This window comes from Roseibium aggregatum, from assembly GCF_014692675.1.
Classification (GTDB): Bacteria; Pseudomonadota; Alphaproteobacteria; order Rhizobiales; family Stappiaceae; genus Roseibium; species Roseibium aggregatum_C.
Genome location: NZ_JABFCZ010000001.1, coordinates 1 through 13,635, shown reverse-complemented (window position 1 = coordinate 13,635; position 13,635 = coordinate 1). Strand labels below are relative to the sequence as shown.

7 protein-coding genes and 1 pseudogene are annotated in these 13,635 nt (G+C 62.5%); 2 read left to right on the top strand and 6 right to left on the bottom strand.

Translation table 11 applies throughout. The annotated features are described in order from the left end of the window. Positions 1-5: 5 nt before the first annotated feature. From HK439_RS00035 to HK439_RS00025, 3 genes are read right to left on the bottom strand one after another with little or no spacing between them, the layout of a single operon-like run. Positions 6-1,790 (bottom strand): adenylate/guanylate cyclase domain-containing protein, encoded by a 1,785-nt coding sequence (locus tag HK439_RS00035; protein WP_190289317.1) that lies wholly within the window; start codon positions 1,788-1,790, stop codon positions 6-8. 56 nt (positions 1,791-1,846) lie between these two features. Next, positions 1,847-6,742 carry a PKD domain-containing protein gene (locus HK439_RS00030; protein ID WP_190289316.1) on the bottom strand — a complete coding sequence of 1,632 codons (4,896 nt, stop codon included), beginning with the start codon at positions 6,740-6,742 and terminating at the stop codon, positions 1,847-1,849. Between the two features lie 17 nt (positions 6,743-6,759). Further along, positions 6,760-9,120 (bottom strand): FecR domain-containing protein, encoded by a 2,361-nt coding sequence (locus tag HK439_RS00025; RefSeq protein ID WP_190289315.1) that lies wholly within the window; start codon positions 9,118-9,120, stop codon positions 6,760-6,762. 340 nt (positions 9,121-9,460) lie between these two features. Here HK439_RS00025 and HK439_RS00020 point away from each other — a divergent pair, with 340 nt between their 5' ends. Further along, positions 9,461-10,186, top strand: a complete 726-nt coding sequence (locus tag HK439_RS00020; RefSeq protein WP_190289314.1) for a gamma-glutamylcyclotransferase — start codon at positions 9,461-9,463, stop codon at positions 10,184-10,186. A gap of 41 nt (positions 10,187-10,227) precedes the next feature. Here the strand turns inward: HK439_RS00020 and HK439_RS00015 are convergent, their stop codons facing one another. Continuing rightward, a complete protein-coding gene (locus HK439_RS00015; RefSeq protein ID WP_190289313.1) occupies positions 10,228-10,728 on the bottom strand; it encodes a DUF4405 domain-containing protein in 501 nt (166 codons plus the stop codon). A gap of 322 nt (positions 10,729-11,050) precedes the next feature. Here HK439_RS00015 and HK439_RS00010 point away from each other — a divergent pair, with 322 nt between their 5' ends. Then, the gene (locus HK439_RS00010; protein WP_190289312.1) at positions 11,051-12,244 is read left to right on the top strand and encodes a GGDEF domain-containing protein; all 1,194 of its coding nucleotides are present in this window, start codon (positions 11,051-11,053) and stop codon (positions 12,242-12,244) included. Positions 12,245-12,278: 34 nt separating this feature from the next. Here the strand turns inward: HK439_RS00010 and HK439_RS00005 are convergent, their stop codons facing one another. Further along, complete coding sequence (locus HK439_RS00005) at positions 12,279-13,442, bottom strand: iron-containing alcohol dehydrogenase (protein ID WP_190289311.1); 1,164 nt, start codon at positions 13,440-13,442, stop codon at positions 12,279-12,281. Positions 13,443-13,534: 92 nt separating this feature from the next. Beyond that, positions 13,535-13,635: pseudogene (locus tag HK439_RS26740) on the bottom strand (IS110 family transposase); the annotation flags it as partial.

Sequence of the window (13,635 nt, the reverse complement as noted above, 5' to 3'; positions counted from 1 at the left end):
GGGCCTCACTGCCCGGCCTGGCTCGGCTCCTCGACCGGTTCCTGATCGGCCGGCATATCAGCTTCTTCGTCCGGCAGCTTGACCAGTTCCACCGCGTAAACGGAGATCGGCTGGGACTTGCCCTTCACGTTGATCGGTGCGAGCGGCGCGAAGCCGAATTCGTCCATGTGCTTGATGTCCTCGTAGACCGCATCGGAAATCATGGTCTCCTTCGGCGCGGCTGCCGAGCACAGGCGTGCGGCCAGGTTCACGCGGTCGCCCAGAACCGTGTAGTCCATCCGCTCCGGGCTGCCCATGGCGCCGACGACCACATCGCCCACATCGATGCCGATCCCGATATCGAGTACCCAGTCCGGATTTTCCCTGGAGGAAGCCTCCATGATGTCCTGGATTTCGGCCGCGCAGCGCACCGCGTCCGCACTCATCTCGGGGCCGTGGAACACGGCCATGATCTGGTCGCCGACGAACTTGTCGATATCGCCGTTATTTCGCGCGACTGCCTCGCCCTGGTAAGCGAAATAATGGTTCAGCACCTCGACGACCACTTCCGGCTCGCGGCTTTCGGAAAAGGCCGTGTAGCCTCGGATATCGGCGAACAGGATCGCAGCCCGCTTGCGGGAACCGCCGAGCCGCACGCTGCCGTCGGTGGAATCCTGGATGGCGTCGATGGTGCCGTGGGATACGAATTTCGCCAATTGGAAGCGCTCGTTGATCTGCACGATCATCTCGTTGATGCGGCCGGCAAGTTCGCCGATTTCATCCCGGCTTTTCACGCCCGTGACCCGCGCCTGGAAATTGCCCTTCCCGACTTCGATGGCCGCCTGGCCGATTTTCAGGATCGGCCGCGAAATGCCGAGCGAGAACAGGATCGCGCCAAGGCCGGCGACCAGCAGTCCCGCGCCCACCCAGATGATCAGGTTCCGGGTCATGACATCGATGGTGTAATAGGCTGCTGCCTCGCTTTTTTCCGCAATCACCGCCCAGTCGAATGGGTCGGGGAAGGAAAAGGCGCCCAGCATGACCTCGCCGTCGGGCCGGGCATAGGGTTTGACGCTGATCACCCGCGTCTGCAGGGCAAGCAGGTTGGTCGCCTCGTCGACGATGTCGAAATCGGACAAGTCATCCTCGCCGGACGCGAAGATACGCTGACCGTGCTTGTTGACGATGGTGATCGTGCCGATCTTCGTGAAGGCGTGGGCGTCGATGAAGTCCCGGATCCGGCTGATGTCGATACGGGCCGACAGGGTGGCAGGCCTGCCGTTCAGCGGATTTTTCAGCGGCAGGATGATGGAGGCGAGCCATATGTCGGTGCCGTCCAGATGCTGGACCTGGCGGGAGAGATTTTCGTTTCCCTGCCTGTAGTCCTCGATCGTTGCCGGATTGAGCCTTAAAACCGCCTTGGGATCGAGCCCGGCCTCATCGAGCGTCTTTGAGAAGCCTTCCCGGGTGACCAGCAGGGGCCGTGTACTGCCTTCCACGGTGATCTGCAGCGCGACGATGTCCGGCAGCTCCGCGATGCCGAGGGTCAGGACCGCGATCTTGGCATCGACACTCAATTTTTCATTGTCGACCGCATTGGCGATCAGCGACAGCGGCGCGGCCCACGCATTGCTGTAGACGCTGTTGATTTCGGTCGTTACCTGCCGGGCGGTTTCCGTCAGCTGGTCGTTGGCGGAGCTTTTCAGTTCGTCACGGGCGATCCGGATCAGGGTCTGGCCCGCGATCAGCAACGGTAAAACCGCAATCGCAACAGCGAATAGAAGAAGCTTCTTGCGAAGTGTCAGCCGCATTCCAAGGGGTCCCCACCACAGGTGCGGGGCCCAAATGAAGCTCAGGGTAAGTACCCCTAGTAAGCTTCTCTTTCCCGCACCTTCACCCTGATCGTATCAGAAGCGGTGCCGCAGGAAAGGCCGGATCCGTCGGAAACCGTCAGCTTGACCTCATAGTCGCCCGGGGCGGAGAAACTGTGAGCCACCCGTTCTCCCGACTGCTGGCCGTCCGGACCGAAGTCCCAGGTATGGGACAGGTCCGTTCCGTCGGCATCGTAGGACCGCCAGGCGCTGAAGATTTCCGCATCGTTCGCACCGCCGGTGAACACTTCCCGGTCGGGGCCGGCATCGGCCGTCGGCGGCGTGTTGACGATGACAGTCATCTTGTCCTCGCGCGCATTGCATGAAGAACCGGAGTCGTCGATCACCTTCAGCGTGACGTCATAGGTGCCGGGTCTGGCGTAGGTGTGTTCCGGGGTCATGCCGACCGCGGTCTCGCCGTCGCCGAAGTCCCACTCGGCCCGGGAGATCTTGCCGTCCGGATCGCTCGAGGCGCTGGCGTCGAAGGCGACCGGCGCCCCCGGGCAGGCATTGAGATTGCGTCCCGCAACCGCGATCGGCGGCTGGTTGACCAGGATGACCTTGGAGGCCTGCCGCTGGCTGGACGTCCGGCCCTTGCCGTCGTCGACCAGTACGGAGACGTTGTACCGTCCCGGCGAGACGAAGCGTCTGGTGACCTTTTCCGCATCGGCGGTGGTGCCGTCCCCGAAGGACCAGCTGAAGGCGCTGATCGGTGCTTCCGGACTGGTGGAGCGGGCGGCCGAAAGGGTAACCTGCTCGCCGACGCAAACCGCGTCCGGTGCGTCCAGAACCGCCGTGGCGCCGTCCTGAACGATCACGGTGACCGTATCGCTTGCGCTGGAATTGGAAAGTCCCGCCGTGTCGGTCACGGTCAGCTTGACGTCATAAACGCCGGGCTTGCTGTAACGGTGACGGATGGCGACCCCTTCAGCCTTCGCGCCGTCGCCCAGATCCCAGGCGTAACTTGCAATCGCCCCTTCCGGGTCGCTGGAGCCGGAGCCGTCAAGTACGAATTCCTCGTTGACACCGACGACGATGTCCTTGCCGGCATCGGCAACCGGCGGTGCGTTGACCGTGATCAGGTGATAGCCGGTGATCATGTGGCATTCGTCCGACTTGGCCGTGCTGTCGACCGTCAGGGCCACGCGGTAGGTGCCCGGTTTGGCAAAGACATGCTTCTGCAGGGCGCCGTCGGCCAGCGTGCCGTCGCCGAAGTCCCAGGACCAGCCGGTGACCACACCGCCGTCCAGATAGGAACGCGACCCGTCGAAACTGACCGCCTCGCCGACCGGAAACGCCGATACGGCTTCGATCAGCGGCACCGGGGCTGCAATGACTTCGACATTCACCTCATCCGTGGCGCGGATGTCGCACTGGCCGACCCGGTCGCCCTCGATGGTCAGCTGGGCCCGATAGGTGCCGGCCCGCCGGTAGGTATGTTTCGGCTTGTCGCCGCCGCTCGATCCGCCGTCACCGAAGTCCCACAGGAACCGGTTGACGACGCCGTCCGCATCCCAGGACCTGGAGCCGTCGAAGGTCGCTTCCGTATTGGCGCAGATCTTGATGTCCGGGCCCGCATCCGCGACCGGGGCCTGGTCGACGGTCACGGCGATCTGGTCGCGTGCGCTGGCATTGCCGAGGCCGGAATCGTCGGTCACCGTCAGTGTGACCGGATAGACGCCGCCGCGCCGGTAGGTCTTGGTCGGGTTGACGATATCGGAACCGGAACCGTCGCCGAAGTCCCAGGCGTATTTCAGGACACCGCCGTCCGGATCGGACGATTTGCTGCCGTCAAGGACCAGGATGTCGCCGGTGCAAAGCCTCTGGTTCTCGCCGGCAACGGCAACGGGTGGATTGTTGATCGTGACAGTGAGCGCATCCCGGTCGGTCCCGTTGGCAAGACCGGTGCCGTCGCTGACGGTCAGGACCACGGGGAAGCTGCCTCCGGTCGCAAACGTGTGGGCGACCTGGGCGCCGGTCGCCGTGGTGCCGTCGCCGAAGTCCCACGTGTAGCTCAGGCCGTCGCCGTCCGGGTCGGACGACGCGCCGCCGTCGAAGATCACGAGGCTCTTGGCGGTAAAGACGTCCTGTCCGGCATCCGCCGTCGGCTGATGGTTGACGCGGATGGTGACCTCGTCTTCCGCCAGGCTGTTGTCGGCGCCGCTGTCGTCGGAGACCGTCAACATGGCGGTGTAGGTGCCCGGTTCGTCGAACTTCATCTCATGCGTTTTTGCATAGACGGGCTCGTCCATGCCGGCAATGTCCCAGCGGTAGTCGGTGACCGTGCCGTCGCTGTCGCTCGACCGGCCTGCGTCCAGGGTGAACAGCTCGCCCGGCGCCACGCGAATATCGTCGCCGGCATCGGCGACGGGCGGGGCGTTGATGATGACTTCCGCCTCGTCATAGTCCACCGCCTGGGCTTGGCCGGTGTTGTCGGTCACCTTGAGGCGGACGAAATACCGCCCGGGCTTCTCGAACGCGTGGGTCGCAATCTCGCCGGTCTCAAGCGTGCCGTCCTTGAAGTCCCATTCGTAAGCCGAAATGTCTCCGTCCGGATCGATGGAGCGGTTGCCCTGGAACGTCAGTTCCTCGCCGGGCGCGCCGATCAGGTCCGGCCCCGCGTCGGCGATCGGCGGCGTGTTCACCACCACCTGCATGGTGTCCGAGGCGGTGTTGCGGATGGTGCCGGACGCATCGGTGACCGTCAGGCGGACATCGTAGGTACCTGGCGTCTTGTAGACATGGGTCGGGGTTTCGCCGGTTCCGGTCGTGCCGTCGCCGAAGTCCCAGTGATAGTCGGAAATGCTGTCATCGGCATCCGACGAGCCTGAGCCGTCGAAATGGACCGCGCTCGCCGTCACCACCTGATTGTCGCCTGCAACCGCCACCGGAGGCGCATTGACCCGGACCGACAGGGTATCCGACCGTCCCCGGGTCTTGGTGCCGGAATCGTCGGTCACCGACAGGCGGACCTGGTAGGTGCCCGGCTTGGCGAAGGCATAGGTGATTGTCTCGCCGTTCGCGCTGGTGCCGTCGCCCAGATCCCAGTGATAGGAAATCAGCTTCCCGTCCGGGTCTCTTGAGCGGCTGCCGTCGAAGGTGATCACTTCGCCGATGGCCACGTTCCGGTCGTCGCCCGCGATCGGAACCGGCGGCGCATTGACGATCACCTGGGCCGTATCGGTGGCCTTGCTGTTGCTGACGCCCGCGTCGTCCTGAACGGTCAGCGCGACGTCGTATGTGCCGGGGGTTTTAAAGGCATGCCCGACACTGGCGCCGTCGAGCTTGGTTCCGTCGCCCATGTCCCAGTGGTAAGAGGTGATCTTGCCGTCGGTGTCGTAGCTCTTGCCGGCATCGAAGCTCAGCCGTGTGCCGACGTCGGTGCGCCGGTCGGGTCCGGCTTCGGCGACCGGTTGGGCATTGACCCGGATCGGAATTTCGATGGTGCCGTTGTCGCACGGATGGCCGGAATCGTCGGTGACTGTGAGCGAGACGAGATAGTCGCCGGGATGCTCAAAGACGCGGGTCACCTTCGGCCCCTGCGCCGTGAAGCCGTCGTTGAAGTGCCAGTTGAAATGGCTGATATCCGCCGCTTCGCTCGACGAGGTGCCGGCGTTGAACAGGACGCTTTCGCCGGTTCCCACAATCGCCGGCGCCTCGATCCGGGCAACGGGCGGATGCTTGACGGAGACCTCCAGCGTCTTGGCGCTGCCGTTGCCGATCTGGCCGGAATCGTCGCGGACTTCCAGCCGTTCCTTGAAGTGGCCGGTCTTGTCGTAATCCTTCACCACGGCCGGCCCGGTCATCACCGTATCGTCGGAGAAGATCCATTTGAACGACAGGCGGTTGCCGTCCGGATCGCGGGTCTGGGACGCATCGAAGGCAACCGCACGGCAGCCGTCGAGGAAGGTGGCCGTAGCCTTGATTTCGGGCCGGCGGTTGGGGATCCAGTTGAACGGCGGCAGGTCGAGCGGCAGGAACCTGTCCGCCTTCACCGTGATGTAGAAGGTCGCGTCATTGGGAATTTCCGACCCGCCCTGCAGTGTGATCGCCGCCGGCTGGCCCTGCTCGTCGGGCAGCAGCCTGACGGTCTCGCTGCGCCACTGGTCCTGGCCGGACGGTTTCAGCGGAACCGAGCGAAAGGCGGTGGTCAGGTTCAGCTTGCCGTAGGCCGCATCGAAATTGTCGATGGAAAGCTCGGTTTCCTGATCCGGCACCTGGAACCGCAATTCGGTCAGGGTTGTCTTGTTGGGGACGCGGATCGTCGGCGCATAGGAGAAGAGCTTGACGCCCTCGGGCGGGACCGCGCGGCGGTCGCGCAGGCTGATGGCGACCCCGTAGAGATTGCCGTCATTGCCGCTTTTGCCTTCCACGTTGAGCCGGAAGATACGCTTGTCACCGCGTTTCTCGCCTTCCTCCGGCGAAAACAGGGCCATGGTGATCCATTGGCCGTCGGTGCGGGCATCGTCGGTATAGGTTTTTTCCGCCAGCAGGGTACCGCCCGTGATCTCCGCCGGAGTGTCCTTGTCCGCGGCCGCCGTGTCCCCGGCAAAGGCGCCATCGCCGCCATAAAGCGCGAAACGGGTTTCCGAATTGGCCGGTCCGTAGAGAAGATCGTGATCGCCGCCGCTTTCGGGGTCGAACAGGCGCAGATAGACCCGTTCCTTCAAGGAAGCGGGAAGCTCGATATAGATGATCTGCCGGTGGGTGGGATCGCCCTCGCGGGTCGGCGCGTCGGCGCCGTAGGTGACCAGCAGCGGCACGTCGATCGGCTTCGCCTGCTGCGCCGAAGCCGGCGCAACGCTTGCCAGCGGCGCAAGCAGAAGGGCGGTGGCGAGAGCCTTTTTCTTCCTGCGGATATTCCTAAAGCGGCGCGCTTCGACTGAAAACATTCCCGCGACCATCCCCGTCATTTCAACCGGACCCGGATCTTGTTGCCGGCATCGTCCTGCAGTTCGATACCGGCAAGACGAACCCCCGAAATATCAGCCGAGGCGACCGCCACTGCGCCCCTGTAACTTTTGCTGAGCTTGTTGTAACGCAAGAAGCCGTCCACTTCAGTTCCATTCGACAACAAGGTAAACGGCGCGGCCTTCGCAAGACCGCTCGCGTCGTCCGCCTTGACTTCCACATTCACCCGGCCGCCGCTGCCCGGTTTGATCGAATGGCTCACATAGGTCGGAGGGCTCTGGTCGAGCGTCACGGTCCAGGTTTCGACCGTCACGTTGCCGGCGAGATCGCCGGCCGACATCTCGATGGTATTTTCCCCTTCCTTCAGGGTGATGACTTCGTCGAACCGATTGTCCTTGAGCGGAATATCCCGCCCGTTGAGCTGCACCGTCCGGCTGTCGGTCACCGTGCCGCGAAGCGCAAGAAACTCCGTCGAGGTGAGGCGGGGCAGCGGCGTGTCGAGGTCGATTGCAGGCGGATTGCGGTCGATGCTGACCTTGAAACTGTCCTGGCTGGAAAAGCCCGACGGGCTGATCACGCTGATCTTGTAGTCGCCTTCATCGGCGCTAAGCGGAAGCGTGAAGGCGAAAACGCCGTCGCCGTTGGTCGATGCGCTGGCGCGGACCGAACCGTCGGCGTCGAGAACCTGCAATTTGGCGTCATGCTCCGTCTCTCCGGACAGGGAAATCTCGTTGCCGTTTGTGACGAAGTGCCTGGCCGACAGCCGGGGGATCGCGGCATTGAAGGTGATTTTTGCCGTGGTGTCGGGCATGTAGACCACTTCCCGCGACACTTTGGTTTCATTACCGGCAGCATCCCGGGACAGGACCGTCAGCACATTCGAGCCCGGCTGCAGCGTGACGGTAAGGCGATAGGCGCCCTGTGTGTCGACCGCGGCAGGGGCGCCGTTGACGGAAACCTCCGCACCCGGCTCGCTTTCGCCTTTAACCTCGACCGACGCCTCGCGGTGAATATCGCTGCTGAGCGGTGCGTCCAGGCGCAGATAGGGCGGGGCGGTATCGATCCGCATGTCGAACCGGTGCGAAAGGCTGCGCGGCCCCGGCAGGCCGAACTGGTCGAGGGCGGATATCCGCCAGTAATAGATGCCGGTATCCAGGTTCTCCAGCGTGAACGACGTGTCGGGCAGGGCGGACACGGAATCCACCATGCGATTGAAGTTCGGGTCGCGGGCGACCTCCAGCCAGTAGCCGGCGGCATCCCGGACGGGGCTCCACGACAGGTCGGCTGTCCGGTTATAGACTTCTCCGTCATCGGCGGGCGCCAGCAGGTCCGGTGTGCCCAGGAGCTCGACCTTCTGGCGCGGCGCTTCGCCCGAGCGGATGACCACGCCTTCGTTGCGGCCGAGATCGACCCGGTCGCCCCGGGCGGCGATTTCGACCCGCTTGTCGTCATAGTTGGTGAACTTGGCGCCGCTGACATCCTGGCGGACCCAGAAGTCGCCGGAATCGATCTGCGCATTCACGTCCGGCACATCGACCTGCAGCGTCTTCCTGTCGGAATCGCCACCGAGCAGGGCATAGAAATCGCCTTCCACCAGGCTGACCTTGGCGTCTTCCCGTTTCTTCAGCGGATCGACACGCATGCGCTGGATGACGGCATGGGAATTGGCGTTGAGGCGCAACCTGCCGGAATCCCGGAAAGTGATCTGTGCGGTTGAACGGGATAGTGTGCGGACCTTCTCTTCCTCGATCAGGACCGCATTCATCTTCCGTTCCTCCCAGCCGAGGTCTTCCGGGCGCTGGCCCTCCACCCAGCCCTGCCTGTCGCTGAGCCGTGCCTCGGCTGCCTGGTCGCGGTTTTTCTCGGCCAGCGCATAGGCCTTGGACGCAAGGCCTTCGGCGGCGACGGCAAGCTCCAGCGTCTTGCTCCAGTCGCCGGCCTTCTGCTTGCTCAAGGCGTCATCATGCAGGCGGATGGCCTTGTCGATCTCGTCGAAGGCAAAAACCTGCGCACCGGCGGCATTCGCATCCTGGATCCGGGCGTTGGAGGTGTCGAGAGCAGACCGCGCTGCGGCAACTTCGGTCGTGGGAACGGTCAGGCCCTGTCCGGGCGTCAGGTCGGTGATCCGTTCAATGCCGCTGGCCTTCAGGATGGACGGCCACAAATCCGCGTCACCCAGGTAGGTCTTCGCGATCTGGCGCAGATCGGTGCCCGGATCATAGGGCACGGTGATGGCGGCAAGGGCGGGGCGCGCAGGCAATGCAGCGGTCAGAAAGACGAGCGCAATTGTCTTCGCGATCCCTGTCAGGAAACGCGAACGCGTGTATTCCTCTCCGATAAACCCATTACCCCATCCCATGTAAAATCCTGGATCTAGGTAATTTTACGCTGTCAATCATAGCAGAACTCTTCCCCTGCGGCACCCGCGGGAGCGTAATATTTAGAATTGGTTAATCACGTTCGAGCCGGATATTTGGTGGCTCGTAAAAATTACGAATGGCGATACTTTTTCCATGAATTCGGGCAGCCATGTGGCCGGGCACCGTGGAAACCGGGTTGATAGGTCAAATTGGTTTGAGAAAACGTGAATGGCGCGTGTCGTCCGCTCCGGCCTTGTGACAAGTCGTTCAAGGTTGGTTAAAACCAACGGACCCGTTTCGAATGAGCCATCCCGAAGAGATTGAGGCGTAAATCCCGATATGCAGGACGCTGCGAACCCGTTCCGTCACCATCCGAACCTCGCAACCAAGATCATTCCGGCCAACGAATCCCGTTTCCGCACCCTGGACCTGAGCCACATGGACCGCGAAATGCGGTCGATGGGTCTGCCGGAAAACTGGCGCAGGAGCGATGAGGACCGGGAAGCATCGAGGCTGGAAACGCTCGAAGGCCGATGGCACGAGGACATGTGGGTCTTCGCCTACGGGTCTTTGATGTGGGATCCGGCGTTCCATTTCACTGAAGTGCGACGGGCCCGCCTGGAGGGGTATCACCGTCGCTTCTGCCTTCTGTCCGAAGTCGGCCGCGGCACTCCTGAACAACCCGGCCTGATGGCGGGGCTCGATACCGGCGGCACCTGCAACGGGCTGGTGTTCCGCCTGGCGGCGGAAACCCTGGAAGAAGAAAGCAAATTCCTTTGGCGCCGGGAAATGATCCTGCGCTCCTACAAGCCGGAGTTCCTGAAACTGGAAACCGCGCACGGTCCGGTCGAGGCCATGGCGTTCCTGGTCAACCGGGACAATCCCCTCCTGCTCCCGCCCATGAGCCTGGAGGAAACCGCGAAACGGATCGCCGCCGCCGAAGGCTATCTCGGTCCGAACATCGATTACCTGGAAAATCTCGCCGCCTATTTCGAACTGCTCGATCTGGAAGACGACGAGCTTTTTCAGTTGAGGGATCTGGCGAGAACCTACCGGAACGGATAAGGAAACCGCCCGCTCCCGGTAGAGAGGCGGGCGGTTCGCGCCTAGCGCTTCACCCGGGCGAGGGCGGAGATTATGTCACGGCCGCTCTTGTCGCTGGCGTTTGCGACCTCAAGCAGGGTCTGGTCGGGCGACGTGACGATCAGGCCCTGGCTCTTGAGCGCGTCCATCATGTCCTCCGGCGTCTTGTTGTAGAGCGCGGCAACAGCGGTGACCGATGCGTTCTGGACAGCGCCGGCAACGGCGACCATCGGATTTCCGCCCGTGCCTCCGTCAGATGACGGGATGGCAAATGGGACCGAGGCGATCACAGACAGGGCGAGCGCGATCGCCATCGGCCAGCGTTTGAAGTAATTCAGGAACGGCCGCCAGTTCTTCCAGATATGGGCGAGAAACGGCACGATCAGAACCAGGCTCAGCCACTCGTGCATGCCACGGAATGTGGCGCCGCCGAGGTGGAAGAACAGGGCAATACCGGAAATCAGGGAAACCAGAAAAAGGCCGGTGATCAACGGGGTCGCATAGCGGGAAACAATGGCGGGCATTGGTGCGGTGCTCCGGAAATATTCGACTTGGGACGCCGCGAACATAGTGCATGCTCCACCGCGTGTCCGTTGAGATAAGTCAATAATTACAATCCGTTACACTTTGGGAAGAGTTTGACACAGGTCCGGAAATTCTTCGCAGGTTCCGGCGATGCTGAAATACAGACAAGTTTTATGATTTGGTTTCGGTTTTCCTAACCATCCCGAGGGAAAGCGCCCTGTTCCGGCCAGTGTCCGGTATGTTTAAGGCAATCGAAACAGATATGAACGCATTCTCTATCTTCACGTAGCGGTAGCCCCGCCCGGATTGGCAGGTCTTTGGATGCACCTCGACACGTTCACATTCATGGTTTCAAACACGCTGATCACGGCGTTCGCCTGCTTGTGCCTGTTCGGAGCGTGGGTTCAGTTCAACCGGTTGCCGGCGCTTTTATGGTGGGCCTGTGCCCATGGCGCGAATGCGATCGGCCTCACCATGCTGGTCATGGGTTTTGCATTGAGAAATCCGGTGCTCCCCGCGATTGCAGGGATACCGCTGACCTTGGCACCGGCCATGATCTGGGCGGGTGTGGAACGGTTTCATGGACGGCATGTTCCCTTGCCGGCTCTTGTTGCGGGTCTTGCCGTGTTGCTGGCCGTCGCCGTTGCGCCTTTCGACATTGATCACAGGAAGTGGTCGGTTGTAGTCCAGTTTGGCGCCTGGACGGTCTATCTGCTGCTTGCGGCCGCGAGCCTGTGGTCGAACCGTGAAGAGAAGCTCCAGGGGCAGCGCGCACTGATGGTTATCCTGTCCCTTCATGCGGTGATATTTCTGGGCGGTTGTCAGGAACTGCTGACGGGTACATTCGAGGGCACCGGGCCGCCTGATCTTTTGAGCTGGTTCGGCATGATCCACTTCGAGAGCATCTTCTATGCCGGTGGCACGGCCGTCGTTGTGATCCTGATGACCCGGGATCGCAGGGAGCAGAAGATCCTGGAAGCTGCGAAGACCGACAGCCTGACCGGCGCGGTCAACCGGCAGGCGTTCTTCGAAGGCGCCGAGCGGCTTCTTGAACGGTGCCGCAAGGACGGCTCACCCTATTCCATGGTGATGTTCGATCTCGATCACTTCAAGAATATCAACGATACGCAGGGGCATCAGGCGGGTGACCGGATCCTGGTGTACTTTGCGAACACCGTGCAGAAGACCCTGCGCCCGAATGACCTGTTCGGCCGCTATGGCGGAGAGGAATTCCTGGTGGTGCTGCCGGAGGCCTCGGTCGAAACGGCCTATGTTATCGCGGAACGCGTACGCAAGGCTTTCGCCGACGACCACAGGTTCTTTGACGGCTCACCACTCAATGCCACCGTCAGCGCCGGGGTGGCTTCGATCACGACTTCCTGCGATCTGAACGAGATCGTCGCATTGGTCGATCAGGCCATGTACGCGGCCAAGCACAACGGCCGGAACCGCGTCGAATGCGCGACAAACCACGACACTGCCGGTCCGTGCCACAACATTGTGAAAATAGCCTGAGGCCGCGTCGCCGCGGCCTCGGTTAGCGATTATTTCAGACTTCGCCGGACAGGGCCTTGTCGAAAATTTCCAGGGCACCTTCCTTGGTAAGCTCCACCGGATTGCCGCCGGCGGTCGGATCGACCACGGCCATTTCCGCGATCAGTTCCCGCTTTTCGCCGTCCACATTGATGCCGGCCAGCGTGTGCGGCACGCCGAGGTCTTCACGCAGCTTCAGGATCGCGTCGAGCACACCCTGATAGCCGCCCTTGAAGCCGAGGAACCCTGCCAGCCGCTCGAATTTCTGTTCGATCGCCGGCTTGTTGTATTGCAGCACATAAGGCGTGAACACCGCGTTGGTCATGCCGTGGTGGGTGTCGTAGATCGCACCGACCGGATGGGACAGCGAGTGGATCGCGCCGAGGCCCTTCTGGAAGGCGACCGCGCCCATGGCGGCCGCACTCATCATGTGGCCGCGGGCTTCCAGGTCCGATCCGTCTGCGGCAACCTTCGGCAGGTTTTCGAAGACGAGCCGCATGCCTTCCAGCGCGATGCCTTCGGACATGGGATGATAGAACGGCGAGGAATAGGCCTCCAGGCAGTGGGCGAGGGCGTCCATGCCCGTGCCCACGGTGATCATGCGCGGCATGCCGACGGTCAGCTCCGGATCGCAGATCACGGTCGCCGGCAGCATCTTCGGGTGGAAGATGATCTTCTTGGTGTGGGTTTCCTCGTTGGAGATCACGCCGGCGCGGCCGACCTCGGAGCCCGTTCCGGCCGTGGTCGGTACGGCGACGATCGGCGCGATGCCGGCTTCGTCGGCCCGTTTCCAGTAGTCGCCGATATCCTCGAAGTCCCAGACCGGGCGGGTCTGGCCGGACATGAAGGCAATCACCTTGCCGGCATCGAGGCCCGAGCCGCCGCCGAAGGCGATCACGCCGTCATGGCCGCCGGCCTTGAAGGCGGCCACACCGGCCTCAATGTTGCTGCCGAGCGGGTTCGGCTTCACATCGGAAAAGACGGCGGCCTCAAGGCCCGCCTCTTTCAGGCTGGCGATGGCGTCGGCGACCATCGGCAGGCCGGCAAGACCCGGATCGGTGACCAGCAGCGGATTGCGCATGCCGGCGGCCATCACCGCTTTGGGAAGTTCCTTGATGCGGCCCGCGCCGAAACGTACGGACGTCGGATAGGACCAGTTGGCGGAAGGAAGTGAACTCATGGCGGTCTCTTTGGTTCAAGAGGGAAAACAATCAGGAAACCGATCGGTTCCGCATACGCCCTTCTCCCCCCCTTGAGCATCTGTGTTTTGTGTCAAGGATGGTTTGGACACCAGATCCGGTTTTCTGAGAGGAGTGTATTTGCGAGAACGATGAGTTTTCGCATGACGGCGACAATCGCGACCTTCGGCTTTT